The organism is Bradyrhizobium sp. WSM471 (assembly GCF_000244915.1).
Lineage (GTDB): Bacteria > Pseudomonadota > Alphaproteobacteria > Rhizobiales > Xanthobacteraceae > Bradyrhizobium.
This window is the reverse complement of sequence record NZ_CM001442.1, coordinates 586916-612483: the sequence shown is the minus strand read 5'-3', so window position 1 is coordinate 612483 and position 25568 is coordinate 586916. Positions and strand designations below refer to the sequence as shown.

27 protein-coding genes are annotated in these 25568 nt (G+C 64.5%); 16 read left to right on the top strand and 11 right to left on the bottom strand.

The annotated features are described in order from the left end of the window. Positions 1–57: 57 nt before the first annotated feature. Positions 58–1413: a TadE/TadG family type IV pilus assembly protein gene (locus BRA471DRAFT_RS02875; RefSeq protein WP_007604558.1), complete on the bottom strand. Its 1356-nt coding sequence runs from the start codon at positions 1411–1413 to the stop codon at positions 58–60. A gap of 140 nt (positions 1414–1553) precedes the next feature. Between BRA471DRAFT_RS02875 and BRA471DRAFT_RS02870 the strand changes: the two genes are divergently transcribed. Next, on the top strand, positions 1554–1964 hold the full coding sequence (locus BRA471DRAFT_RS02870) for a (deoxy)nucleoside triphosphate pyrophosphohydrolase (protein WP_007604557.1): 411 nt from the start codon (positions 1554–1556) through the stop codon (positions 1962–1964). A gap of 116 nt (positions 1965–2080) precedes the next feature. Here BRA471DRAFT_RS02870 and BRA471DRAFT_RS02865 read toward each other — a convergent pair whose 3' ends face one another. After that, the gene (locus tag BRA471DRAFT_RS02865) at positions 2081–2929 is read right to left on the bottom strand and encodes a methyltransferase domain-containing protein (protein WP_035973496.1); all 849 of its coding nucleotides are present in this window, start codon (positions 2927–2929) and stop codon (positions 2081–2083) included. Between the two features lie 229 nt (positions 2930–3158). On the opposite strand from BRA471DRAFT_RS02865, the gene BRA471DRAFT_RS02860 reads away from it, so the two are divergent. The 4 genes from BRA471DRAFT_RS02860 to BRA471DRAFT_RS02845 are packed head-to-tail and all read left to right on the top strand — an operon-like array spanning position 3159 to position 5636. After that, positions 3159–3956, top strand: coding sequence for a ComF family protein (locus BRA471DRAFT_RS02860; protein WP_007604554.1), 798 nt, complete (start codon positions 3159–3161; stop codon positions 3954–3956). Positions 3957–4003: 47 nt separating this feature from the next. Further along, positions 4004–4279, top strand: a complete 276-nt coding sequence (grxC, locus tag BRA471DRAFT_RS02855) for a glutaredoxin 3 (protein WP_007604552.1) — start codon at positions 4004–4006, stop codon at positions 4277–4279. Then, positions 4276–5154, top strand: a complete 879-nt coding sequence (locus tag BRA471DRAFT_RS02850; RefSeq protein ID WP_007604550.1) for a carbon-nitrogen hydrolase family protein — start codon at positions 4276–4278, stop codon at positions 5152–5154. The genes grxC and BRA471DRAFT_RS02850 overlap by 4 nt, the downstream gene beginning before the upstream one ends. Beyond that, complete coding sequence (locus BRA471DRAFT_RS02845; protein ID WP_007604548.1) at positions 5151–5636, top strand: DUF1178 family protein; 486 nt, start codon at positions 5151–5153, stop codon at positions 5634–5636. Before BRA471DRAFT_RS02850 ends, BRA471DRAFT_RS02845 begins: the two co-directional genes overlap by 4 nt. Here the strand turns inward: BRA471DRAFT_RS02845 and BRA471DRAFT_RS02840 are convergent. The 3 genes from BRA471DRAFT_RS02840 to BRA471DRAFT_RS02830 form a co-directional block, all read right to left on the bottom strand. After that, positions 5633–6532 carry an EamA family transporter gene (locus BRA471DRAFT_RS02840; protein WP_007604547.1) on the bottom strand — a complete coding sequence of 300 codons (900 nt, stop codon included), beginning with the start codon at positions 6530–6532 and terminating at the stop codon, positions 5633–5635. The genes BRA471DRAFT_RS02845 and BRA471DRAFT_RS02840 overlap by 4 nt on opposite strands. Positions 6533–6801: 269 nt before the next feature. Then, positions 6802–7575, bottom strand: a complete 774-nt coding sequence (ubiG, locus tag BRA471DRAFT_RS02835) for a bifunctional 2-polyprenyl-6-hydroxyphenol methylase/3-demethylubiquinol 3-O-methyltransferase UbiG (RefSeq protein WP_007604545.1) — start codon at positions 7573–7575, stop codon at positions 6802–6804. A 15-nt stretch (positions 7576–7590) separates the two neighbouring features. Continuing rightward, positions 7591–8058 (bottom strand): PH domain-containing protein, encoded by a 468-nt coding sequence (locus tag BRA471DRAFT_RS02830; protein WP_035973495.1) that lies wholly within the window; start codon positions 8056–8058, stop codon positions 7591–7593. Positions 8059–8207: 149 nt separating this feature from the next. On the opposite strand from BRA471DRAFT_RS02830, the gene BRA471DRAFT_RS02825 reads away from it, so the two are divergent. The 5 genes from BRA471DRAFT_RS02825 (at position 8208) to BRA471DRAFT_RS02805 (ending at position 15293) form a co-directional block, all read left to right on the top strand. Continuing rightward, positions 8208–9464, top strand: a complete 1257-nt coding sequence (locus BRA471DRAFT_RS02825; protein ID WP_035973494.1) for an aspartate kinase — start codon at positions 8208–8210, stop codon at positions 9462–9464. A gap of 269 nt (positions 9465–9733) precedes the next feature. Continuing rightward, complete coding sequence (gene ptsP, locus BRA471DRAFT_RS02820; protein ID WP_007604540.1) at positions 9734–12001, top strand: phosphoenolpyruvate--protein phosphotransferase; 2268 nt, start codon at positions 9734–9736, stop codon at positions 11999–12001. Between the two features lie 57 nt (positions 12002–12058). Next, complete coding sequence (gene prfA, locus BRA471DRAFT_RS02815) at positions 12059–13144, top strand: peptide chain release factor 1 (protein WP_007604539.1); 1086 nt, start codon at positions 12059–12061, stop codon at positions 13142–13144. A gap of 7 nt (positions 13145–13151) precedes the next feature. Beyond that, positions 13152–14033, top strand: coding sequence for a peptide chain release factor N(5)-glutamine methyltransferase (prmC, locus tag BRA471DRAFT_RS02810; RefSeq protein WP_007604538.1), 882 nt, complete (start codon positions 13152–13154; stop codon positions 14031–14033). Positions 14034–14495: 462 nt separating this feature from the next. Beyond that, positions 14496–15293 carry a DUF4167 domain-containing protein gene (locus BRA471DRAFT_RS02805; RefSeq protein ID WP_007604537.1) on the top strand — a complete coding sequence of 266 codons (798 nt, stop codon included), beginning with the start codon at positions 14496–14498 and terminating at the stop codon, positions 15291–15293. Between the two features lie 75 nt (positions 15294–15368). Here the strand turns inward: BRA471DRAFT_RS02805 and BRA471DRAFT_RS02800 are convergent, their stop codons facing one another. Continuing rightward, positions 15369–16115: a class I SAM-dependent methyltransferase gene (locus BRA471DRAFT_RS02800; RefSeq protein ID WP_007599158.1), complete on the bottom strand. Its 747-nt coding sequence runs from the start codon at positions 16113–16115 to the stop codon at positions 15369–15371. A 108-nt stretch (positions 16116–16223) separates the two neighbouring features. Here BRA471DRAFT_RS02800 and gloB point away from each other — a divergent pair, with 108 nt between their 5' ends. The 3 genes from gloB (at position 16224) to BRA471DRAFT_RS02785 (ending at position 18210) form a co-directional block, all read left to right on the top strand. Further along, a complete protein-coding gene (gene gloB, locus BRA471DRAFT_RS02795) occupies positions 16224–16991 on the top strand; it encodes a hydroxyacylglutathione hydrolase (protein WP_007604536.1) in 768 nt (255 codons plus the stop codon). A gap of 37 nt (positions 16992–17028) precedes the next feature. Beyond that, the gene (locus BRA471DRAFT_RS02790) at positions 17029–17451 is read left to right on the top strand and encodes a cupin domain-containing protein (protein WP_007604535.1); all 423 of its coding nucleotides are present in this window, start codon (positions 17029–17031) and stop codon (positions 17449–17451) included. Positions 17452–17526: 75 nt separating this feature from the next. Beyond that, positions 17527–18210, top strand: coding sequence for a flavin reductase family protein (locus BRA471DRAFT_RS02785; RefSeq protein ID WP_007604530.1), 684 nt, complete (start codon positions 17527–17529; stop codon positions 18208–18210). Positions 18211–18492: 282 nt separating this feature from the next. On the opposite strand, the gene BRA471DRAFT_RS02775 is transcribed toward BRA471DRAFT_RS02785, so the two are convergent. The 3 genes from BRA471DRAFT_RS02775 to BRA471DRAFT_RS02765 all read right to left on the bottom strand — a co-directional run bounded on the left by BRA471DRAFT_RS02775 (position 18493) and on the right by BRA471DRAFT_RS02765 (position 21634). Then, positions 18493–19362, bottom strand: coding sequence for a DMT family transporter (locus tag BRA471DRAFT_RS02775; RefSeq protein WP_007604526.1), 870 nt, complete (start codon positions 19360–19362; stop codon positions 18493–18495). A gap of 128 nt (positions 19363–19490) precedes the next feature. Next, the gene (gene phbB / locus BRA471DRAFT_RS02770) at positions 19491–20216 is read right to left on the bottom strand and encodes an acetoacetyl-CoA reductase (protein ID WP_007604523.1); all 726 of its coding nucleotides are present in this window, start codon (positions 20214–20216) and stop codon (positions 19491–19493) included. A 239-nt stretch (positions 20217–20455) separates the two neighbouring features. After that, entirely contained in the window at positions 20456–21634 is a 1179-nt protein-coding gene (locus BRA471DRAFT_RS02765) for an acetyl-CoA C-acetyltransferase (RefSeq protein WP_007604521.1), read from the bottom strand. 304 nt (positions 21635–21938) lie between these two features. Between BRA471DRAFT_RS02765 and phaR the strand changes: the two genes are divergently transcribed. Both phaR and BRA471DRAFT_RS02755 read left to right on the top strand, forming a co-directional pair. After that, a complete protein-coding gene (gene phaR, locus BRA471DRAFT_RS02760) occupies positions 21939–22535 on the top strand; it encodes a polyhydroxyalkanoate synthesis repressor PhaR (protein ID WP_007604520.1) in 597 nt (198 codons plus the stop codon). Positions 22536–22578: 43 nt separating this feature from the next. Continuing rightward, on the top strand, positions 22579–23196 hold the full coding sequence (locus tag BRA471DRAFT_RS02755; RefSeq protein ID WP_007604519.1) for a trans-aconitate 2-methyltransferase: 618 nt from the start codon (positions 22579–22581) through the stop codon (positions 23194–23196). 11 nt (positions 23197–23207) lie between these two features. Here BRA471DRAFT_RS02755 and BRA471DRAFT_RS02750 read toward each other — a convergent pair whose 3' ends face one another. Then, the gene (locus BRA471DRAFT_RS02750; protein WP_007604517.1) at positions 23208–24095 is read right to left on the bottom strand and encodes a branched-chain amino acid aminotransferase; all 888 of its coding nucleotides are present in this window, start codon (positions 24093–24095) and stop codon (positions 23208–23210) included. A 116-nt stretch (positions 24096–24211) separates the two neighbouring features. On the opposite strand from BRA471DRAFT_RS02750, the gene BRA471DRAFT_RS02745 reads away from it, so the two are divergent. Further along, the gene (locus BRA471DRAFT_RS02745) at positions 24212–25147 is read left to right on the top strand and encodes an alpha/beta hydrolase (RefSeq protein ID WP_007604515.1); all 936 of its coding nucleotides are present in this window, start codon (positions 24212–24214) and stop codon (positions 25145–25147) included. A gap of 48 nt (positions 25148–25195) precedes the next feature. Here the strand turns inward: BRA471DRAFT_RS02745 and BRA471DRAFT_RS02740 are convergent, their stop codons facing one another. Next, positions 25196–25441: a hypothetical protein gene (locus tag BRA471DRAFT_RS02740; protein WP_007604511.1), complete on the bottom strand. Its 246-nt coding sequence runs from the start codon at positions 25439–25441 to the stop codon at positions 25196–25198. Positions 25442–25568 lie beyond the last annotated feature (127 nt).

The following is a 25568-nucleotide window of genomic DNA, read 5'->3' as shown; positions in this document are numbered from 1 at the left end:
CGAGGGCCGCTGAAGAAGCGGCCACCTCAGGGTGACGGTGAAAGAGCTTTGATCCAATCACCCCGAGATCCGCGCATCCGCGAGTGCCTTCTTGAACAGCGCGTTCATCGCTTCCGAAATGCCCTGGGTCGGGCTAACCTCGAAATAGAATCCCGGCGAAGCGCAGCTCTCCATGTTCTGCGCGATCTTGCTGTTCGGCGACGGTCCCCACGGCCCGGGGTTAAAGGGCGCTATCCATGAGTTGTACCAGCCGTCAGTAGGCGGTTGGTATGTCGTGTACAGCACCGCGATCTTGATCCCGCGGTTCTTGATGGTCGTGCAGAGCGCCGGATTGATCGGCGACTGACAGCGGTTCGATGACGCGAGAGGATACGAAGAAGACGAGACACTACACATCGTCGTGCCCGAGTTGGCTTCGTCAGCGACCCCATCGGATACAAAAAACAGATATTTCAGCGGTGACGCGGACGTACCTGCTCCAGGCGAGGCGATTGCGCTATTGATTGCGGGAAAAATAGTGGTGAAGGGAGTATCTTTGTCGATAGTATACACGTCATTCTGGCCGGCAACCGCCATCAGGTCGATGTTTCCCGCCGCCGTCTTGGCGGAGGTCAGGCTCGACGAGAGCGCGAACAGATTTCTCAATCCGATCGTCGCTGACGAAGCGCCGAAATCGTAGATCGCCATTCTGAACTGGTTCGAATAGGTCTGCGTGCTCTGGGCTGTGTCCATCAAGTTCGCGCTCGCCTGGCGCACCACGTCAATTCGGGTCGTGATGCCATTTGCTTTGGCGATGTCGTAGTTGCTCGTGCCGGCCGCCTTGGTGGTGTCGTGACAGGCGAATGCACATCCACCCGTCTTTCCCTGCAACTTCGTGATGTCGGTCGGTGTCGCTGCGACGCCCATCGACGGAGAATTGTCCAGCAGCAGATAGAAGTCGACATAGAGCGGCATGTTGGCCGTCGACGACGACGTGCCGCTCATGGTCAGTGTGGTCTTGCCGATCAGGCCGAGAAACATGGTGTTGATGGTGGCGGTGAACGAGACGGTCGAGTTGATGGTCGAGCCGGTCTTGACGACGGTCGGGGTGACGCTGTTGAGCGTATAGCCGGTCAGGTTGGCGCGATTGGCATCGAAGATTTTCTGGGCGTCGTCGACGCCGACCGTGATCGTGCCGTCCGTGGTCATCGAGCCCGCGGCGATAAACCCCGGCGATGCCTTGGCGAGCGCACCGACGCTGGCTGCGTCAGCCGCGCCCTGAAGCTTCGCCCGGACCTGCGTCGCGCGGGAGTAGTCGATCGCGGTGCCGATGAACGTGATCAGGGGCACGCAGCAGATTGCGAAGATCACCGCGACATTGCCGCGCCGGTCGCGAAGGAACCGACGGAAGATGGTACGACACTCAGCGCGCATGGATCTGGCCCGAAATGGTTTCAGCGTCTCCACTCTAGGAACCGTGGATTAAATATGACTTATGGAGACCTCGGAAACACGGGCCGTAACAGGGTTAACGAACCGTTGCGGATGATCCTTCAGCGAGCGGAATTCCAGGCATGGCTGATCTCAAACTGACGCTCGTCGTGGCGTGCGCGCTGGTCGACGCCGACAGGCGCGTCCTGATCGCGCAGCGCCCCGAGGGCAAGACGCTGGCCGGCCTCTGGGAATTTCCCGGCGGCAAGTGTGAGCCCGGCGAGCGGCCGGAACAGAGCCTGATCCGCGAACTTCACGAGGAGCTCGGCATCACCGTCGCCGAACCCTGTCTGGCGCCGCTGACGTTCGCGAGCTACGGCTACGAGACCTTCCACCTCCTGATGCCGCTGTACATCTGCCGGCGCTGGGAGGGACAGGTCACGCCGCGCGAGGGCCAGACCCTGGCTTGGGTTCGCGCCAACAGGCTGCGCGACTATCCCATGCCGCCCGCGGACATTCCGCTGATCCCGCATCTGATTGATTTGCTGATGTGAGCTCAGACCTCATCCTGAGGGAGACCGCGCAGCGGTCGTCTCGAAGGATGGCTGCGGATGAGAGCCGGGCCTGCATGGTTCGAGACGGCGCTGACGCGCCTCCTCACCATGAGGAGTTACGTCCCTCCCGCCTTCTTCACCGCTTCCGCCAGGCTCGCCTTCGCTGATCCGGGCTTGAGCGGCTGCTGCTGGCTCGCATGCGGGGCCCAGCCGGAGAGCCAGATGATGTCGAATGTCGCACGGATGCGGCCGTCGGCATCGGCAAAGCCTTCCGCGTAGACTTCAGCCATCCGCAGCAGCGTCGATCGCCGGCTCGGCGTGCGCCGCCGTTCGATCAGCACATTGGCGGCGCCCATGCGCCTGATATCCTGCATCAGCGCGAACGCGTTGGCGTAGCGGACCACGACGCGGTCGACATCGGTGACCGGCAACGCAAAGCCCGCCCGCTGCAACAGCGCGCCAACATCGCGCAGATCGGCGAAAGGTGCGACGCGCGGCGACACGCCGCCCTCGCATTCGGCCTCGGCGGCGGCAAAAGCTTGGCGCAGCTCGGTCAGGCTGTCGCCGCCGATCATCGCCGCCAGCAGCAGCCCATCTGGCCTCAGCGCGCGACGGATTTGCGCGAGCACCCCCGGCAGATCGTTGACGAATTGCAGCGCCAGCGCCGAGACCACGAGATCGAGGCTTTCGGGCGCAAAGGGCAGCTTCTCCGCACCCGATGCATCGAGCTCAATGCGCTCGATCGAGGGCAGTCGCGCGCGCAGCACCGCGAGACCCTCGCCGGGCGTCCAGAGATCGGCCGCTGTGTGAAACTCCCGCATCACCGCCGCCAGCCGATCGGACATGTCCTCGGCGACCCGATCCAGCAGGAAGCTCACGGCACCTTGCGCCTGCGCGCGGCGCTGTCGCGCGTGCAACAAAGCGCGGTCGAACAAATCGGGTGGGGTTTGCGGGTCTTGAGCCATGCCGCTGGTTACGCCGATCACGCTGGTTATTGCAATCTCCTCTCTCTTGCCCCGGACGCGGTGCGGCACGCAGTGACGCTCCGCAGAGCCGGGATCCAGAAGGCGACATGGCACGATGCGGCGTGATAGGCCCCGGCTCTGCAGCGCACCGCCGAAGTGGCGCTGCGTCCAGGGCACGAGACCGATCCAGCCGCTTGAGCGCCGCCAAACAGAACGCTAGCCTCGTCCCATGGAAGCCGCTCACGCCCCTTCTCGTTCCATCGCCGCCCCCCTGCGTGCCGCATGGACGGCTGGCCGCCACGTGCTGTCACGTGCGGCACGGCTTGCGCTCGACATCGCGCTGCCGACGCTGTGCGTGTCCTGCCGCGAGCCGGTCGACGGCGAAGGCGTGTGCGCGGCGTGCTGGGCGCGGCTGTCGTTCATCGAACGGCCCTACTGCCCGCGGCTCGGCATCCCTTTTGTATACGATCCCGGCCCCGACATGCTGTCGATGGAGGCGATCGCGAGCCCGCCGGCCTACCAGCGGGCGCGCGCCGCCGTGCGCTATGACGACGTCGCGCGCACCCTGGTGCATGCGCTGAAATACCAGGACCGCACGGATTTGGCCCCCGCCATGGGCCGCTGGATGGCGCGCGCGGGCGGCGAACTGCTCACCGAGGCCGACATGCTGGTGCCCGTTCCCCTGCACTGGCGAAGGTCCTGGCGCCGCCGCTACAACCAGTCCGGGGCGCTGGCGCGGATCATCGAGCGGCAGAGCGGGGTAAAGGTGAAGGCTGAGGTACTGCGCCGGGTACGCGCGACCGAGCAGCAGATCGGCCTGTCGCGGGCCCAGCGCGCCACCAATGTGCAGGGTGCATTCCAGGTATCCCCCGACCGCCAGGCCGACGTCCAGGGTCGGCGCATTGTCCTCATCGACGACGTCCTGACGTCGGGTGCGACGCTGGATGCCTGTGCGCGGGCCCTGCTCCGGGCCAAGGCGGCGCAAGTGGACGTGCTGGTGTTTGCCCGGGTTGTCGAGAGCCGGTGAAGTCCCATATAATTCAATGAATTCATGACATGAGAGCGCCAGACACCATGACCGCTGCTGTCGAGATCTACACGAGGCCGGGCTGCGGCTATTGTTCCGCCGCGAAGTCGCTGCTGACCCGCAAGAAGGCGACCTTCACGGAGTTCGATATCGCCAAGAACCCGTCTTGGCGCCAGGAGATGTACGATCGCTCCGGCGAGGGCTCCACCTTCCCGCAGATCTGGATCGGCGGAACCCATGTCGGCGGCTGCGACGAGCTCTACGCACTCGATCGCGAAGGCAAGCTCGACGGCATGCTCGAAAGCGTCAAGGCGGAGTCATGAGCGACAACAGGACCTTCACGGCGGCGATGGTGCAGATGCGCACCGGCCTGATGCCCGGGCCGAGCCTCGAGCAGGCCACCAGGCTGATCCGCCAGGCTGCGGCCAATGGCGCCGACTACGTGCAGACGCCCGAAGTCAGCAACATGATGCAGCTCAACCGCAAGGCCCTGTTCGAGCACCTCCAGAGCCAGGACGACGACAACTCGCTGAGGGCGTACCGGGCGCTCGCGGCCGAACTGAAGATCCACATCCATGTCGGCTCGCTGGCGCTGCGCTTTTCGGACGAGAAAGCGGTCAACCGCTCGTTCCTGATCGGGCCCGAGGGCAATGTGCTCGCGAGCTACGACAAGATCCACATGTTCGATATCGAGCTGCCGGACGGCGAGAGCTATCGCGAATCCGCCAATTACCAGCCGGGCGAGACGGCCGTGATCTCCGACCTGCCCTGGGGCCGCGTCGGCCTGACGATCTGCTACGATGTCCGCTTCCCCGCGCTCTACCGCGCGCTGGCCGAAAGCGGCGCGTACTTCATCACGGTACCCTCGGCCTTCACCCGCAAGACCGGCGAGGCGCATTGGCACGTATTGTTGCGCGCGCGCGCGATCGAGACCGGTTGCTTCATCTTCGCCGCGGCGCAGGCAGGCCTGCACGAGAACAAGCGCGAGACCTATGGCCATTCGCTGATCATCGATCCCTGGGGCGAGATCCTCGCCGAAGGCGATGTCGAACCCGGCATCATCATGGCAAAAATCGATCCGGCCAAGGTCGAGACCGCGCGCCGCGCGATCCCCTCACTCCAGCACGGCCGCCGCTTCGGCGTCGCCGACCCCAAGGCGGGGCCGGACCACCTGCACCTGGTGCGGGGATCGGCATGATCCGCTACGCGCTCCGCTGCGACCGGAGCCACGACTTCGAGAGTTGGTTCCAGAGCTCGTCCGCGTACGACCAGCAGGTGAAGCGCAAGCTCGTGACCTGTCCGATCTGCGGCTCGGCCAAGGTCGACAAGGCGATCATGGCGCCGCGCATCGTCGGCAAGAAGGGCCGCGGACGCGCCACGCCGCCGCCTGAGCCCACTGCCACGACGACCGCGCCCGAGGCCTCGCAATCCGCACCGACTTCGCTGTTGATGGCGCAGGAGCGCGAGCTGCGTGCCAAGCTCAAGGAGCTGCGTGATCACATCGTGAAGAACGCCGACAATGTCGGGGAGCGATTCGCCACCGAAGCCCGCGCAATGCATTATGGCGACAAGGAGCACCGCCCGATCTACGGCGAGGCCTCGCCGGACGAGGCCAAGTCGCTGATCGACGAAGGCATCGAGGTGTCGCCGCTGCCGACGCTGCCGGAAGATAGGAACTAGACTCCCACCAGCACCGCGACGCCGATTACGATCAGCGCGATGCCAATAATCTCTCGCGGCGCGATCGGCTGCTTGAACGAGTAATACGCCACGGCTTGCGCGAACAGCACCTCGATCAAGGCGAGGGTGCGGACATTGGCGGCGGCGGTCAGCGCGAACGCCAGGAACCAGAACTGCGAGGCGAAGGCGCCCATGAAGCCGGCGAGCAGCGATGGCTTCCAAAGCCCCAAGATCGCCTGAAGCACGTTCGGCGCGCGCCAGAGCAGATAGATCGTCAGGATCAGCGTCTGCACGAACAGGCCGAGCACCAGCGTCAACGATGCCGCCGTCACGAACGAGACATCGGGCACGTTGATGATGGCGCCGCGGAAGCCGACCGCAGAGAGCGCGAAGGCCGCGGCCGCGACGAGACCGGTGATCGTCGGTTTCAATTCGGCAAAGCTCTTCTCGCCGCCGGGCCGCAGCGCGGTGATGACGACGCCGATTGTCGCGATCACGATCGCCAGCACCTTCAGCCATGTCAGATGATCGCCGAGGAAGACGAAGCCGAAGATGGCGGTCTGGATCGCTTCGGTTTTCAAATAGGCCGTCGTCACCACGAAGGAGCGGTCGTTCATGGCGAGCAGCATCAGGCCGGTCGCGACGATCTGGCTGAGCGCGCCGAGCAGGAGCCACGGCCAGAACACACCAGGCGGCATGTCGAGATGATCGCCGGTGGCGACCAGCACCACCGCGAGAAACAGCAGCGAGAACGGAAAGCCGAACAGGAAGCGGATATTGGTTGCGCCCCAGGTCCCCAGCGGCTTCGTGAGCGACCGCTGCATCGCATTGCGCGCGACCTGGCCAAGCGCGGCAATGACGGTGAAGGGAATCCAGAGGCTGGCGATGGTGAACATGGGTGGGATGGCGGTGGGAGGAACAGGACGTTGATGTCAACGTGCCGCTCGCGCTCAAGCAGGTCAATCACGCGGATGTCATGGGTGCGATGCTTGCCTGACAAACTCAGTGTGGTCCTGGGCAAGCGAAGCGCAGATCCAGGACCATTACCCCAAGGAGTGATTTGGCGAAGACTCGTGGTTATCAGCCTTCGCCTAACTAGACCCTGGGGTATAATGGGTCCTGGCTTTCGCCAGGACGACGCCGGATGTTTGGAAGCAGCAACGCCTCACACCATGCCTTCCGCCACCACCATGTAGTTCACGTCCATGTCTGACGAGAGGGTCCATTTGTCGGCGAAGGGGCTGTAGACGACGCCCGTCTGCTCGGTGATGACTAGGCGATTGTCGAGCAGGTATTTCGTCAGCTCGTCGGGGGTGACGAACTTGTTCCACTCGTGGGTGCCGCGCGGCAGCCAGCGCAGGACGTATTCGGCGCCGACGATGGCGAGCGCAAAGCTCTTCCAGTTCCTGTTCAGCGTCGAGACCACCATCAACCCGTTTGGCTTCAGCATCGCGGCGCAGCGCTTCAGGAAAACGCCGACGTCGACGACGTGCTCGACCACCTCCATCGCCAGCACGATGTCGAAGCGCTCGCGCGGGTCGATCTCCTCGACCGTGGTGCAGCGATAGTCGATCGCGAGATGCGCCTTGTCGGCATGCAGCTTCGCGGCCGCGATGTTGCTGACCGACGGATCGACGCCGATGACCTGCGCACCCAGGCGCGACAGCGGCTCGCAGAGCAGGCCGGCGCCGCAGCCGATGTCGAGCACGCGCAGACCGCCGAGGCAGTTGAGGCTGCGCGCGTTGCGCTCGAACTTGCGGCAGGCGGCATCGCGGATGTAGCCGAGCCGCAGCGGGTTGATCCGGTGCAGCGGCGCCATCTTGCCGTTGGGGTCCCACCACTCGGCTGAAAGTTTTGAGAATTTCGCGATCTCGGCGGCGTCGACGGTCGAGCCCGGCTGCGGGCTTGCGGTAGCGGAAGTATTTTGCTGCATGCTCATGGGTTGCGCGCGGTCCTACCGCGTGGTGATCGAACTGCGGAAGGCGAGCGGCGAGGCGATGGTCCGGATGGTTTCGCGACCTTCCCCCACGCCATTGATGGTGACATCGCCATAGTTGAGAATACGTCCAAGAATGGTCTGATTCACATCGACGCTCTCGACCTTGTCCAGCGCCATCTCGAAGGTGCGGCGCTTGATGAAGCCGGTCTTGTGCACGATCCGCAAATTGGTCACGTCGGTCTCGGTGGTAAAGCGATGGAACCAGCCCTTCACGGTCCAGTACAGCGCCGCCAGAGCCACCAGGCCGGCCGCGACGAGGCAGAGCAGCACGAGCCCCTCGACGATGGTTTGCCGTGACAGGACGAACAGGGCCAGCGCCACGATCCAGGCCAGGATCGCCGGCAAATAGAAGATCCAGTGCGCATTGGTCGAATACAGTACCCGCTCGCCCGGTTGCAGGATCTCGTCGATATAACGCGCCATGACCTCGATTAACCCATTGCCCGGATTGGCCCGCCCAGGAACCCGCTTGCCCCCGGCCCCGCCCCTCTGTATACGCGCGGTCGGTATCGCAGGCACCCGTCCAGCGCGGGTCACCATACTTATCCTTATGAGGGAATGCACGCGTCGTCATGAGCCGCCTCGTGATGAAATTCGGCGGCACATCCGTCGCCAACATCGAACGTATCCGCAACGTCGCACGCCATGTGAAGCGTGAGGTCGACGCCGGCCATGAAGTGGCCGTGGTCGTCTCGGCGATGTCCGGTAAAACCAACGAGCTGGTGGCCTGGTGCACCGAGGCCTCGCCGATGCACGACGCGCGCGAATACGACGCCGTGGTCGCCTCGGGCGAACAGGTGACGTCCGGCCTGCTTGCCATCGTGCTTCAGGGCATGGGTATCCAGGCCCGCTCCTGGCAGGGCTGGCAAATCCCGATCAAGACCAGCGACGCCCATGCCTCGGCCCGGATCGAGGGCATCGACGGCAGCGAGATCATCAAGCGCTTCAGGGAGCGCAAGGAAGTCGCCGTGATCGCCGGCTTCCAGGGCATCAACCCCGAGACCAACCGCATTACCACGCTCGGCCGCGGCGGCTCCGATACCTCGGCCGTGGCGATCGCCGCCGCCGTCAAGGCGGACCGCTGTGACATCTACACCGACGTCGACGGTGTCTACACCACCGATCCGCGAATCGTGCCGAAGGCGCGCCGACTCGACAAGATCGCGTTCGAAGACATGCTGGAACTGGCCTCCCAGGGCGCCAAGGTGCTCCAGGTCCGCTCCGTGGAACTCGGCATGGTCCACAACATGCCGATTTTCGTCCGCTCGAGCTTCGACAAGCCCGAGGATATCGATCCGCATGCCAACCAGCCGCCCGGCACGCTGATCTGCAGCGAGGAGGAGATCATGGAAAGCCACGTCGTCACCGGCATCGCCTTTTCGAAGGACGAGGCCCAGATCTCGGTACGCCAGATCGAGGACAAGCCCGGCGTGGCGGCGTCGATCTTCGGCCCGCTCGCGGATGCCAACATCAACGTCGACATGATCGTGCAGAACGTCTCCGAGGACGGCAAGACCACCGACCTCACCTTTACGGTCCCGGCCGCCGACTACACCAGGGCCAAGGAGACGATCACCGCGGCCAAGAGCCAGATCAATTATGCCCGGCTCGACACCGCGACCGACGTCGCCAAGATCTCGGTGATCGGCAGCGGCATGCGCAGCCATGCCGGCGTTGCCGCCCAGGCGTTCTCGGCCCTCGCGGGACGGAATATCAACATCCGGGCCATTACAACCTCCGAGATCAAATTCTCGGTTCTGATCGACACCGCCTATACCGAGCTTGCGGTGCGCACCCTGCACACGCTCTACGGTCTCGATCAGGCTTAGGCTAATTTTCTCTTAGCGGTCGCAGCAAACGCTGAGGTCTCCACACTTTCGCGTTTGGCAGGCGTTTTGCTTGGCAAAACAAGCCCCAATTCGCTATACGGCGAACAGGGTGGGCTGCCGGAAACTGTGCCCCAGTTGAGGCGGTGCTGATTCGGCCCAGGCAACCGCCGGGGCTGGCGCCGGACGAGCAAATTTGTTGTTTTTCTGGATTTCTGGGCGAGCCGCCGCGGGTCCTTTCGGCCCCGGCAGACGGAGGAGATTGACGGTTCATGCGGAGCGCGTCGGGAGGTCCCCGCGTCTTGTTGAGACGGCTCCGCGAAACCATGGCGGAGCAGGTCTCGGCCCAGGAGCGGCTCGACAAGATCGTGGTGCTGATCGCGGCCAACATGGTGGCCGAGGTGTGCTCCGTCTATGTGCTGCGCGTCGACAACACGCTCGAGCTCTATGCCACCGAAGGTCTCAACCGCGAGGCGGTGCACCACACCGTGCTCAGCGCCCATGAGGGCCTTGTCGGCCTGGTCGCCAGCGAGGCAACCCCTCTCAACTTGAACGACGCGCAGAGCCATCCGGCCTTCTCGTTCCGCCCGGAGACCGGCGAAGAGATCTACCACTCCTTTCTCGGCGTGCCGATCCTGCGCGCTGGCAACACGCTCGGCGTGCTGGTGGTGCAGAACCGCGCCAAGCGCAACTATGTCGAGGAGGAGCTCGAGGCGCTTCAGACCACCGCGATGGTGCTGGCGGAGCTGATCGCCTCCGGCGAGCTGTCTGCGCTGGCCCAGCCAGGCCATGAGCCCGCGGCGCGCCATTCGGCGCAGAAGGTCGGCGCCATCCTGTCGGAAGGCATCGCACTCGGCCATGTCGTGCTGCACGAGCCGCGCGTGGTCATCAAGGACTACATCGCCGAGGACCTGCCGAAGGAGATCAAGCGGCTCGACACCGCGCTGGCCAAGCTGCGCGCCGATCTCGACCGCATGCTGGAGCGCGGCGACGTCGCCGAGGGCGGCGAGCATCGCGAGGTGCTGGAAGCCTACCGCATGTTCGCCAACGACCAGGGCTGGTCGCACAAGCTGCACGAGGCGGTCGCCACCGGTCTCACGGCGGAAGCCGCCGTCGAGCGTGTGCAATCCGACACCCGCGCGCGCATGCTGCGCTCGACCGATCCCTATTTGCGCGACCGGCTGCATGATCTCGAGGATCTCGGCTATCGCCTGATGCGGCAGCTGGTCGGCCAGGATCACGCGCCGTCACGCGAACAATTGCCCGACAATGCCATCGTCATCGCGCGCGCGATGGGCCCGGCGGCGCTGCTCGACTACGATCGCAAGCGCCTGCGCGGCATCATATTGGAAGAAGGCACCGCCAATTCCCACGTCTCGATCGTGGCGCGCGCGCTCGGCATTCCCGCGGTCGGCGAAGTCCCGAACGCGCCTGGTATCGCCGATCCCGGCGACGCCGTCATCGTCGACGGCACCTCCGGCATGATCTATGTGCGCCCATCGCAGGAGGTCGAAGCCGCCTTCGCGGAGCGCGTGCGCTTCCGCGCCCGCCGCCAGGCGCAGTATCTGGCGCTGCGCGACCGGCCCTGCGTCACCAAGGACGGCCAGAAGGTCGAGCTGATGATCAATGCGGGTCTCGCGATCGACCTGCCGCACATCGAAGACACCGGCAGCGCCGGCATCGGCCTGTTCCGCACCGAGCTGCAATTCATGGTGGGCCAGAGCCTGCCGCGCACCAGCGACCAGCTCGCGCTGTATCGCACCGTGCTGGATGCCGCCGGCACCAAACCCGTCACCTTCCGCACCCTCGACATCGGCGGCGACAAGGCGCTGCCTTACATGGAGGCGGTGATCGAGGAGAATCCCGCGCTCGGATGGCGCGCGATCCGGCTCGGCCTCGACCGTCCCGGCCTGTTGCGCGGCCAGATCCGCGCGCTGCTGCGCGCCGGCGGCGGCCGCGCGCTGCGCATCATGTTCCCGATGATCTCGGAGGTGGGTGAATTTGATTCGGCGAAGGCGCTGGTCGAACGCGAGCTGACTTATCTGCGCCAGCACGGCCACACGCTGCCTGAAAGAATCGACATCGGCACCATGGTCGAGGTGCCGGCGCTGCTTTATCAGCTCGACGAACTCCTGAAGAAGGTCGACTTCATCTCGGTCGGATCCAACGATCTATTCCAGTTCCTGTTTGCGGTCGACCGCGGCAACGCAAAAGTCTCCGAGCGCTTCGACACCATGTCGGCGCCGATCCTGCGCGCGCTGCGCGACATCGCACACAAGACGCAAGCCGCGAACAAATCGCTGTCGCTCTGCGGCGAGATGGCGTCGAAACCGATCGGCGCGCTGGCGCTGATCGCGATGGGCTATCGCTCGCTGTCGCTCTCGGCCACCGCGCTCGGCCCGGTCAAGGCCATGGTGCTCGATCTCGACGCCAAGAAGGCCGAAGCGATGCTCGGCCCGTTGCTGGACGCGCCCGCCGGCAGCGTCTCGATCCGGCAGAAGCTGACGGAATTTGCCGAGGCCGAAGGCCTGGCGTTGTAGCGGGCCTCTCGCCCCCTCCTGCCGCCTCGCCCTTTTCCGCATTTAGAGACTGAACCGATGTCGTCACTCCCCGAAGCCAAACTGGACGTCCTGCTCGCGCATCACGCCTCGCTCGAGGCCGAATCGCTCGGTCAGCTCGCCTCCGAACGCTATGTGCAGATCACGCGTGAGCTCGCCGAGCTCACGCCATTGATCGAAGCGGTCAAAACCTATCGATCGGCGGTCAAGGAGCTCGCCGACACCGAGGCACTGATCGCTGATACCGCGACCGATGCCGAGATGCGCGCCATGGCAGAAGCCGAGCGCGACGAGCTGACGCCGAAGATCGAGGAACTGGTCCAGAAGATCCGCGTCGCGCTGCTGCCGAAGGACGCCATGGACGACCGCAACGTGGTGCTGGAAATCCGCGCCGGAACCGGCGGCGACGAGGCTTCGCTGTTCGCCGGCGATTTGTTCCGGATGTACGAGCGCTTCGCGGCCCTGCAGGGCTGGAAGGTCGAGGTGATCTCGGCGAGCGAGGGCAGCGTCGGCGGCTACAAGGAAATCATCGCCGAGGTCCAGGGCCGCGGCGCGTTCTCGAAGCTGAAATTCGAGTCCGGCGTGCACCGGGTGCAGCGCGTGCCGGACACCGAGACGCAGGGGCGCATCCACACATCCGCCGCCACCGTCGCCGTGATGCCCGAGGTCGAGGAGGTCGACGTCGAGATCCGGAACGATGATTTGCGTATTGAAACCATGCGCGCCGGAGGCGCCGGCGGCCAGCACGTCAACAAGACCGAATCGGCGATCCGCATCACCCACATCCCGACCGGCATCGTGGTGATGATGCAGGACAGCCGCTCGCAGCACAAGAATCGCGCTTCCGCCATGAACATCCTGCGTTCGCGCATCTACGACGCCGAGCAGCAACGCCTCGACGCGGCGCGCTCGGCCGAGCGCAAGGAGAAGGTCGGCTCCGGCGATCGCAGCGAGCGCATCCGCACTTACAATTTTCCGCAAGGACGCGTCACCGATCACCGCATCAATTTGACGCTCTACAAGCTGCCGCAGGTGATGGCGGGCGAAGCGCTGGGCGAACTGACCGACGCGCTGACCACCGAGCACCAGGCCGCGCAGCTCGCCGCTCAGGGCGCCGCGGCGTGACCGGCGCGTGAGCAATCCCTTCACCGCATTATCCGTCGAGAGCGCGCGGCGCGCGCTCGCCGCGCAACTGAGATCGGCGCAGCTCGAAGAAGCCGAGCTCGACGCGCGTATTCTGCTCGGCGCAGCACTCGGACTTGATCTCACAGGCCTCATTGCGCAGGCCGCCCGCCTGCTTACGGAAACCGAGACGTCGCGGCTCGCGCAATATGCCGGGCGCCGCATCGCCGGCGAGCCGGTCGCCCGCATTCTCGGCACGCGTGAATTCTGGGGCCTGCCGTTTCGTCTGTCGGAAGCAACGCTGGTGCCGCGTCCCGATACCGAGACCGTGGTCGAACTGGCGCTCGAAATCTTTCGCGAGCGGCAAGCCTCCCATCAGATACGCATCGCGGATATCGGCACCGGCTCCGGCGCCATCCTGCTCGCGCTGCTGCACGAAATTCCCGGCGCCTTCGGCGTCGGCACCGATCTCAGCCTGACCGCGCTCAAGACCGCCAGAGACAACGCCGCGGCTCTGGGCCTCGCCGACCGCGCCTGCTTCGTCGCCTGCTCCTACGCAACGGCGCTCCGCGGCCCGTTCGACCTCGTCGTGTCGAATCCGCCCTACATCCCGTCGGCCGAAATTCCGAAATTGAGCATCGAGGTGCGCGAGCACGATCCGCATCTGGCGCTCGACGGTGGCAATGACGGTTACGACGCCTATCGTGCCCTGATCCCGCAGGCGACCGAACGTCTCGCCCCCGGCGGAGCACTGATCGTCGAGGCCGGACAGGGCCAGGCCCGGAATATTGAAACCTTGATGATTGCTGCCGCGTTGGTCGTGGACAGGCCGCCCAAGGCCGATCTGGCGGGCATCCCGCGGGCGGTTTCGGCCCGGAAAATGCCCCCATAAAAGCCGGATTGGGCTGCAAAAAACCTCTTGGAATATCCCTTGGGAACGACTACCTTCCGATCAACACATCGGTGCCGGCCCCGTAGACCTACGGGCGAAAGCCGGGCTCTCGGGCGAGAGCTTACTGATAATGGTTCCAAGCCGCAGGTCCTGTTGAGCGCGATGGCCATTTGAGCTGCGCTGCTTACCGACCGCAACGTGAACGAAAGCCTGATATTGCGCTTGAAGACTTACGCAACAAAGCAGGGCTTGTTTCGGCAGGCAATATGAATGGGTTCGCTGGCGATGGATGCTGGCGGTGGGGAACGCGTCTTTTGTTGAACGCGACGGTCGACGAACATCGGCAGGGATCAATCCGCTCTTGCGTGCGGTTGCGCGCAAGCGATGTGAACCGCTGTCATCAGGTCACTCTCGGCAATCAGTAATGCGTGCAACCTTTAGGGCTGGAATTAAAGGCAGGACATGAGAAACGGTCAGAACAAGCAGCGGATGCGCAACCGCAACAATAATAATAACAATAACAATAACAACAACAATAACCGGCGCGGCCAGAACCCGATGACCCGGGTCTACGAGTCCAACGGACCCGACATCAAGATCCGCGGCACGGCTTCGCATATTGCTGAAAAGTATCTCCAGCTCGCGCGCGACGCGCGCTCCTCCGGAGACCCCGTTGCGGCCGAGAACTACTACCAGCATGCCGAGCATTATTTTCGCCTGATCGCGACGGCTCAAGAACAGTTCCGGCAGAACCAGCAGCCACGCGGCGACGAGCCCATCAGCAATAGCAGTGGCGACGACGGCGAGGACGATGGCGAGAATTTCTCGAATTTCGGCCAGGAGCCGGGTTTTGTCCCACAGCCGCCACCGCAGCCCTTCACGCGCGACCGCGACGGCCCGCGCGATCATCAACCGCGTGATCATCAGCCTCGCGACAACCACTATCAGCGCGACAACCAGCAGCCGCGCGAGCATCGCGAACGCGACCATCGCCCGCAGCCGCAATATCAGCCCCAGCCGCAACCGCTCCCGCTGAACCAGCCCCAGCCCGTCGTGGCCGACGCCGTCAGCGTCGATCGCCTGCCGTCCTTCATCACCGGCCCGCAGCCGCAGGTGAGCGGTGGCGCGCCCGGCCAGGCCGGCTTCGAGGGTGGTGGTGGCGAGCGCTTTCCGCGGCGGCGCCGCCGGCCGAATGGCCCGCGCCCCGAGCGCGAAGCCGCTCCGGCCGCTTCGAGCGACGAAGTGGCTCCCGGCGAGTAAGCCTTTCGCCGGACATCCTGCGCCAGATACCTGACGTGAATTGAATCGTCCCGGCATGTCCGGGACGATTTGTTTTTAGCCGCGCGTCGCCGTCGTCGAGGACGGTACCAGCACCGGCTTTGCCAGCGAGGGTATCAGCCGCGCCCGCTCGCGCTTGGCGGGGATCGCGCGGTAGACCTGCTTGGTCGCCTCGACGATGTGCACGCCGGCGAAGGGCAGCGACAGCGCCGCGCCGGCCCGCTCCCACATCTGTGCGGATTTCAGCACCCAGCCGCCGGCATAGGGCGGCATGAACAGCGCCTCGCCCCAGGCCGTCGGGGTGAACCAGGTCTGACGCAACAGGTCGGTGATCTGCGAGCGCGAATAGGGCCGGCCGTGACCGAACGGCGTGCTGTCGGTGCGGGTCCACACCCCGCGCCGGTTCGGGATGACCGCAATCACGCGACCGGACGGCGACAGCACGCGCCATGCCTCGCGCAGCAGCGCGGCCGGATCGTCCGACATCTCCAGTGCGTGGACCAGCAGGATGCGATCGACCGCGGCGTCGGGAAGCGGCAGCGAGAACTCATCCACCAGCGAGGCGAGTGCCGGCCGTCCCGTCGGCCATTTCAGGACGCCCTGGGCCGACGGCATGAAGGCGATGCAGCGCTCCGCGTCCTCGCGGAACAACCCGAGATAGGGCGTGGGATAGCCGAAGCCGAGCACCCGCTGGCCGTCGACGCGCGGCCAGCGCTCCCGAATGCCGCGATTGATCATTTGCCGCGCCACAATCCCGAGGCGACGGGAGTAGAACTCGCGGAGGTCGACGACATCAATGGTCATGACCGCAATGTAACATGCACGAGGTGGCCCCCGCGCGCGGAATATTGCATTGCCTGCGCAACGTTAACGCCATATCTGTCTGACGGAGCTGAGCGCGATGGAGACGACATGGCCGCCGAAATTCGTACTTTCACCTGTTTAAACGACAATTTCGGTTATCTGATCCACGATGTGGAAACCAAGGCGACGGCGTCGATCGACGCGCCGGAGGCCGGCCCCATCGTGAGGGCGCTCGAGCGCGAGGGCTGGCAGCTCACCGACATCCTGATCACCCATCATCATGGCGATCATGTCGGCGGAGTCGCCGAACTCAAGCAGAAATACAATTGCCGCGTCGTCGCGCCGCATGACAAGACGACGGAGATCGCAGACGTCGACCTGCGCGTCGCCAATGCCGAAATCGTCAAGGTCGGCAGCTTGCTGGGGCGCGTACTGGAGACGCCCGGCCACACGCTCGACCACATCTCCTATGTGTTCGACACCGAGAAAGCGCTGTTCGCCGCCGACACGCTGTTCTCGATCGGCTGCGGCCGCGTGTTCGAGGGCACCTATCCGATGATGTGGGATTCGCTTTTGAAACTGCGTGCCCTGCCCGACGACTTCAAGCTCTATTGCGGCCATGAATACACGGCGTCCAACGTCAAGTTCGCACTGACCGTCGACCCCGACAATGCGGCGCTGCAAGCGCGCGCGGCGGAGGTGGCGAGGCTGCGGGCCGAGAACAAGCCGACCATTCCCTCGCTGCTTGGTGACGAGAAGCGGACAAACGTGTTCCTGCGCGCCGACGAACCGTCGATCGCAGCCAGGCTGCACATGAAGGGCGCGGATGCCACCGTGGTCTTCGGCGAGCTGCGCGAGCGCAAGAACAAGTCTTGAAGACCAAATCTTGAAAAACAAATCCTGACGGGAATCGATGCCGACCGCAGCCGAGATCATCGCGCGCCTCGAACTCCGCCCGCATCCCGAGGGCGGGCACTATCGCGAGACGTTTCGCGACCAGACCACCGACGCCAACGGCCGCGCACGCTCGACCCTGATCTATTTCCTGCTGGCGCGCGGCGAGCGCTCGCACTGGCATCGCATCGATGCGGTCGAGAGCTGGCACTATTACGCCGGCAGCCCGCTGACGCTGCGCATCGCCCATGACGGCTGCTCCCAGCACGAGGTACGGCTCGGTACGGACCTCGTGAGCGGCGAACGACCGCAGGGAATCGTGCCGGCGAACGCCTGGCAGATGGCGGAGACAACCGGTGAATGGACACTGGTCGGTTGCACCGTGGCGCCCGCCTTCGAGTTTGCAAAGTTCGAGCTCGCGCCGAAAGGCTGGGAGCCCTGAATCTCAATCTGGAATCGGGTGGGTTCGATCCGCTTCTCCCTTTACGACAGCGCTTCCAATCAACAGGAGCGCACGATGCACGGAACACTCGGCCCCGCCGCCGTCCAGATCGACCCGGCCATCTTGTATTTCGGCACGCCCGTCGTCCTCATCGGCTCAACCAATGAAGACGGCACTTCCAATCTCGCGCCGATGTCGTCGGCATGGTGGGTCGGGTGGCGCTGCATGCTGGGACTGGCCCGGAATTCCAAGACCACCGAGAACATGATTCGCAGGGGCGAATGCGTGCTCAATCTGCCGTCCGCCGATCTCGTCGCCGCGGTCGATCGCCTCGCACGGACCACGGGATCGGATCCGGTGCCGCCCGGCAAACTCTATCGCGGCTATCGGCACGAGAAGGACAAGTTCGGTCGTGGCGGACTAACCGTGCTACCGGGCGAAACAGTCGCCGCACCGCGCGCGGCCGAGTGTCCCGTGCAGATGGAAGCCAAGGTCGCCCATGTCCATGAGATGGCGCAGGATGACGAGGTCTGGCGTGGCAACCTTACGGCGATCGAGGTGCGCATCACCCGCGTGCACGCGCATCCAGAGATCATGATGGACGGCGCCACCAATCGCATCGACCCGGACAAATGGCGGCCGCTGATCCTCAGTTTTCAGGAATTCTACGGCCTGACGCCCCAACGCTTGCAGCGTTCCGAACTCGGGCAGATCCCTGAAGCGATGTACCGGCCACCGGGTTGGCAGCCAGCGCTTTAGCCGCGGATCAATCCTGGTCGGCTGCAGTGGGCTTCCGCACGGGCACTCGACGAACAAACCTGGTCGGAAGCCTCTCATAGGCCGGCCGATAACCACCGGCTCGATAATCTTCCTCTGTCAAATCGATGAAGGATTTTCCATCGCTTATCGTAACGGTCTCGGGCTGGCCATTCGCGTGCCCGTTCCGATAAATGCCGGTGAACGTTTCGGGCGTCGCGCTGACTTGCGCCACGGCGCCCGGAGCAGCGAGCATCGAGATCAGCAGTATGGCGAAGGAGCGCCTCATCGCTTCCGCAGCACCATGTCCTTCGCGGCGATCAGGCCGCCGCCGGCGATCAGGATCGCTGCGATCGCGATGTTGGCGCTGGCGTTGGCGAACCCAGCGGCGATGAGGAAGCCGGTCGAAAGCAGCGGCGTCGCATAGGACGCGGCGCCGAGCACGCGGATGTCGCCGCGCTTCATGCCGATGTCCCAGGCATAGAACGCAGCACCGACGGGGCCGATGCCGAGCGCGATCACGGAGAGCCATTGCAGCGTCGTGTCCGGCCATACCGTGGTTTCAAGCAGTCCATGCATCAGCGCGGCAAGCACCGCGGTAGCAAGACAGAATCCCGCGACAGCATCGGTCGGCACCGCCTTCAATCGCCGCGACAACACCGAATAGATCGCCCATACGAACGCTGCGATGAAGGCCGCGGCTAATCCCGGCAATTGCCCCCGGGTGAAGCCGGAGGTGCTCCCGGCGAACAGCAGCACGGTGCCGACGAGACCGAGCAGGGCGCCGACGACGTGATGCACGGCAAGCCGCTCGCCCGGTAGGAACGACGAGAACAGCACGATCAGGAGCGGCCACAGATAATTCAGCAGGCCGGCTTCAGCCGGTGGCGCAAAGCGCAACGCGAGGAAATACAGCGCGTGATAGCCGAACAGTCCGCCGACACCCACGGTCCACACGACCAGCGGCTGACGCAGGCTCTTGGCCGCCTCGCCGCGGCCGATCCAGGTGAGCAGCCCAACCAGACCGCCGATCGCGAACGTCATCGCGGCCAGCTGGAACGCCGGGATCTTTCCGGTCGCCACCGTCATCACTGACAGCAGCGACCACATCAGGATCGCGGTCAATCCGATCAGCGTCGCGGTGCGGGGAGTCATCGATCAAAAGGCTCTGAGGACGTTTATGCCCGGCACGAGGCCGGGCATTTTCGTCTTCACTATCGCCTTGTCGCGCCTGAAGCTACAGATTTTGGCTCAGCGACGTTGCGCCAAGAGAATGGGCGCCATCAGGCCTGATATTGGCCGCCATTGATGGTCAGCGTCGAGCCGGTGATGAAGCCGGCTTCGTCCGCCGCCAGGAACACGACCGCGCGCGCGATCTCTTCCGGTTCGCCGAGCCGGTTCACCGGGATCTGCGGGATCACGTTCTTTTCCAGGACGTCCTTTGGCACGGCCTGCACCATTTCGGTGTTGATGTAGCCGGGGCAGATCGCGTTGACGGTGATGCCGCCCTTGGCGTTCTCGAGCGCGAGCGCCTTGGTGAAGCCGATGTCACCGGCCTTCGCCGCGGAATAGTTGACCTGGCCGAACTGTCCCTTTTGGCCGTTGATCGACGAGATCGAGATGATGCGGCCGAACTTGCGCGCACGCATGCCTTCAATGATGGGACGCGTCATGTTGAACAGCGAACCGAGATTGGTATTGATGACGGCGTTCCACTGCTCGAGCGTCATCTTGTGGAAGGCAGTGTCGCGGGTGATGCCGGCATTGTTGACGAGCACGTCGATCGGTCCGACCTCGGCTTCGACCTTCTTCACGCCCTCGGCGCAGGCATCGAAACTGCTGACGTCCCATTTGTAGACCGCGATGCCGGTCTCGGCCTTGAACTTCTCCGCCGCCGCGTCGTTGCCGGCATAGCTCGCCGCAACCTTGTAGCCGGCCGCCTTCAGCGCCTTGCTGATCGCAGCTCCGATGCCCCGCGTACCACCCGTCACCAATGCAACACGTGCCATATCGTATTCCCTTCCCTTGGACTCTTCGGACGTTTCTGAGTGATCGTTTTTAAGCGCGGATTATGGGGGACGTTTGACGGACATCAAGAACAAAACGCCCGGCGTCGAGCCGGGCGTTTCTATTTAGTCGAGGCTTGTACGGTTGCGAAGAATATTTGATTTGCAACCGCCGCCTTTTTAATCGCGTGCAACGCACTCAGCAACGCGTGCAGCGCACGCGAAATTGCGCGTCACTATCTTCAGTCGCGCGCCACACACATCGCGATACCCATGCCGCCGCCGATGCACAGCGTGGCGAGGCCCTTCTTCGAGTCCCGCTTCTGCATTTCGTGCAGCAGTGTCACCAGTACGCGTGCGCCGGAGGCACCGACCGGATGGCCGATCGCGATCGCGCCGCCGTTGACGTTGACCTTGGAGGTATCCCAGCCGAGATCCTTGTTGACGGCACAAGCCTGCGCCGCGAAGGCTTCGTTGGCCTCGATCAGGTCGAGATCGCCGACGTTCCAGCCGGCCTTCTTCAGCGCGGCGCGCGAGGCCGGGATCGGGCCCGAGCCCATGATCTTCGGATCGACGCCCGCCTGCGCCCAGGACACGATGCGCGCGAGCGGCTTCTTGCCTTCCTTGGCGGCCTGCTTGGCGGTCATCAGCACCACGACCGCAGCGCCGTCATTGATGCCGGACGCAGACCCAGCGGTGACCGTGCCGTCCTTCTCGAAGGCGGGACGGAGCTTCGCCATCGCGTCGACCGTTGCGCCATGGCGCGGATATTCGTCGGCGCTGACGACGACATCGCCCTTGCGTCCCTTGATGGTGACGGGGACGATTTCGTCGTTGAATTTACCGGCCTTCTGCGCGGCCTCGGCCTTCTGCTGCGAGGCCACGGCGAACTCGTCCTGCTGAGCGCGGGTGATCTGCCACTGCCGCGCGACGTTCTCGGCGGTGTTGCCCATGTGATAGCCGTTGAAGGCGTCCCACAGCCCGTCCTTGATCATGGTGTCGATGAATTCGACTGCACCCATCTTGACGCCGCCGCGCAGATACTGGGCGTGCGGAGCCATGCTCATGGATTCCTGGCCGCCGGCAACCACGATCTCGGAATCGCCGTTGAGCAGCGCCTGATAGCCGAGGGCAACGGTGCGCAGGCCCGAACCGCAGAGCTGGTTGACGCCCCAGGCCGGGCTCTCGACCGGAATGCCGGCATTGATCGAGGCCTGGCGGGCCGGGTTCTGGCCTTGGGCGGCGGTCAGGATCTGGCCCATGATGACTTCGGAGACCCGGCCGGGCTCGATGCCGCCGCGCTCCAGCGCGGCCTTGATGGCAATGGCGCCGAGGTCATGGGCGGGAAGGGTTGCGAACGCTCCGTTGAAGCTTCCGACCGGGGTGCGGGCGGCGCTGACGATGACGACATCGTCTGACATGGGCATCTCCTGGGTTGAATGGGGGCAGACGGGGCTGGGGAAACGGCTCGCCAGTCTCGGACGGCATCCTGTTAACGTCGTTGAGGCATGTCAATCGGCCGGCGGCCGAATTCATCCCGCAGCGCATTCAAAATAGCGTTCTTGGCGCTTTCGCAAGCACGTTTTTGCTGCCCGATTAACCGTGGCGCACAAAACGGTAGCGTGACCCCTTTGAAAATGCTTATTTTGTTGCGTTGCGTACTCTTCCCGCCCTGCGGCATAGCCCGTCAGGTTCCCGTTCTCCGCGTCTTGCAAGTGAGAGCCCATGGCGAAATCAGACCAACCCACCACCATCAAGAAATACGCGAACCGCCGGCTCTATAACACCGGGACGAGCACTTACGTGACGCTGGAAGACCTCGCCTCCATGGTCAAGGACGGCGAAGATTTCCTGGTCTACGACGCCAAGACCGGCGACGACATCACCCGCTCCGTGCTTGCCCAGATCATCTTCGAACAGGAGAACAAGGCCGGCCAGAACCTGCTCCCGACCACCTTCCTTCGCCAGCTGATCCGCTTCTACGGCGACAGCATGCAGATGGTCGTGCCGAAATATCTGGAGCAGGCCATCGCGTCGCTGACGCAGGAGCAGGAGAAGTTCCGCAAGCAGATCGCCACCTCGCTGTCCGGAACCCCGTTTGCGCCGCTGGAGGAACAGGTCCGCCGCAACATGGAGCTGTTCCAGCAGACCTTCTCGATGTTCAAGCCCTTCGCGCCCGGCGCAGGCCGCCCCGCAGGCTCCGCTGAGCCGGCGCCCGAGGCGACCGCCGAAGCCCCGAAGGACAGCAATATCGACGATTTGCGCCAGCAGATGAAAGACATGCAGGAACGCCTCGAGCGGATGTCGAAGAAGGACGAGTAGGTCGTCCCTCTGCGCCGGCTCCCGGCAGGCCGGAGGACGCGCCATGTCCGACCGAAGCACCCATTGGGACAATGTCTACGCCACCAAGGGCGAAGCCGAGGTCAGCTGGTTTCAGAACAATCCGGCGACTTCGCTCGCGATGATCAGAGCGGCTAATCCAGGCCGCGAGGCTGCCATCCTCGACATCGGCGGCGGCGCATCGCGGCTGGTCGATGCTCTCCTGCTGGACGGATATCGCGACGTCGCCGTGCTGGATCTCTCTGCCAATGCGCTTGACGCTGCAAAGAAGCGAATCGGCCCAGCCGCTTCGACGGTCGACTGGATCGTTGCCGACGCCACGACATGGCACCCGGCAAAGACATACGACCTATGGCACGATCGGGCGGCGTTTCACTTCCTGACCGATTCCCGCGACAGGACCGCATACATCGAGCGGCTGCGGTCGGCGGTTGCGCCCGGCGGCCACGTCATCATTGCGACGTTTGCGCTCGACGGTCCCGAGAAGTGCAGCGGCCTGCCGGTGCAGCGTCATGACAGCGCAAGCCTTGCGGCGGAGCTCGGGCCGGGGTTCGAGCTGGTCGAAACGCGCAACGAGGCGCACCACACGCCGTGGGACTCGACGCAGGCGTTTCAGTTCAGCCGGTTCAAGCGGCACAGCTAGGGCGGTGCTATTCAAGCCGCCAGCTTCACCGCATGGGCGAAGTCCCAATAGAGCTTGCGCGCGCGCGTGTAGAGCGGCCCCGGCTTCAGCTCACGATCGTCGATGCGGATCACCGGCGCGACTTTTGCGAAATTTCCGGTAGAAAAGATCTCGTCGGCGGCGAGGAAGTCGGCGTAGCGCAGCGTCTTCTCGACCACGGTGGCGCCGTCGGCGCGAAGCAGGCTGATGACGCGCTGGCGGGTGATGCCGTTGAGGAAGGTGCCGTTCGGCACCGGCGTGTAGACCACGCCGTCCCTGGCCATGAACACGTTGGAATTGCCGAACTCCGCGACGTTGCCGAGCATGTCGAGCATCAGCGCGTTCTGGAAGCCGCGCGAGGCGGCTTCGGCAAGCGCGCGCGAATTGTTCGGATAGAGACAGGCGGCCTTGGCCTCGACCGGAGCGCATTCGGCGGTGGGCCTGCGGAACGGCGACAGCGTGATCGCGTTGCCGACGGGTTTTGGCATCGGCGCCTCGTAGATGCACAGGCACCAATCGGTGGTCTCGGGGTCGAACAGCACGCCGCCGCCCGAGCCGTTCTGCGCCCAGTACATCGGACGGACGTAGAGCTCGGCATCCGGCGCGAAGCGCGCGATGCCTTCGTTTGCGAGTGTCATCCAGGTTCCGGTATCGACCACCGGCTTCAGCCCAAAGTTGGTCGCGGACTGATTGGCGCGGGCGACGTGGCGGTCGAGATCGGGCGCGACGCCTTCGAACGCCCGCGCGCCGTCGAACACGACCGAGCCGAGCCAGGCCGCATGCGTGCGCGGACCCATGATCGGCACATTGCCGTCATGCCATTTGCCCTCGAAGAAGGTCCAGCTCGGCGAATATGCGATGGGTTTTTTGATCTCGGCCATGACCGGCCTCTCCCTTGGCGTGGTGCCGCATTATAGCGCCACTATTGGGCGCAATTTCTAAATGATTCCCTGCGGGAAAATGGTGAGTTACCTTCCCGGAAGGGAAAGGAAGCACCATGCCGCTCGATCCACTCGCAAAGCGTTTGTTGACCATGATGGCTGCGGCTGCGCCGCAGGCACGGAGCCGGCCGAGCGTGGAGGCACGGCGGCAATCATTGGCAAAACTGATGCAGTTTGCGCGCGCCGATGCCCCTGATGTGACGTCGTCCGACGGCATGCTGCCTGGTCCCGGCGGCGCGCTGCCCTATCGCCTCTATTCACCGGCAAGCGCCGCTGATCGCGCGCCCGGCTTCGTGTTCTTTCACGGCGGCGGGCTCGTTGCCGGCAGCATCGTCACGCATGACCGCATCGCAGCGGCATTGGCACATGCGACCGGCTGCCGCCTCGTCTCGGTCGATTACCGGCTGGCGCCCGAGCACAAATTCCCCGCCGCCGTGGACGATGCGATCGCTGCCACCGAATGGGTGGCGCGCGAGGCCTCATCGCTCGGCATCGACGCGGGGCGTCTGGTGCTCGGCGGCGATTCCGCGGGTGCAACGCTCGCTGCGATCGTGTGCCAGGAGGCAGCGCAGGCCGCAGGCCTTTCCATCGTCGCGCAATGCCTGATCTGCCCGGTGCTGGATTTCGAGGAGGCCTCACCTTCGCGCCAGGCGTTCGCCGAGGGCCACCTGATCGACCGCGTCACGATCGAAGCCGATCTCGCCGACTATCTGCCCGAGGCGTTGGACGCTGCCGATCCCCGCATCTCGCCCTTGCGCGCGACACGGCTTGCGGGCCTGCCGACCGCCATCATCCACACCGCCGAGTACGACCCGATGCGCGACGAGGGCAATGCCTATGCCCGCAAGCTGCTCGCCGCGGGCGTCGCGGTCGAGCACGTCTGCCACGAGGGCATGGTCCACAATTTCCACGCTATGGGCGCAATCCTGCCGCAAGCGCAGCTCGTGCTGTCGCAGATCGGGGAGCAGGTCAGGCGGGCGGTGGGGACGTGAAGCACCTGGTCTTGCCGCCTCCCGCAACGGGAGAGGAAAGAGAATGCCTCACGCTCTCGCCTCGATGACGGAACGCGCCGCCGCGACGTAGCTTGGCCAATGCGAATCCGCATAACGCTCGGCCTGCCACGCGCAGATGACGTCGGGCGCATGCGCAGCCGCGATCATGCGCGCAAAGCGCTCTTCGGCGACCGTCACGTCGTCGGACGCGGCCGAGGGCGCGGCTGCTGCGACGGTCGGCGCAACGGCGAGTCCCGCCAGTCCGGCGAGCAGGATGCGGCGTGACGTGTCCATGGCTGTCGTTCTCCAGTGTCCGGCCTGCACTCTGGCGGAGGATGTGTCAGTGCGATGACGGCAACGTACCTGCGTGCATTCGCACCGTCCACCGATTGCGGATACCACTTGACCATACGGGCGATCA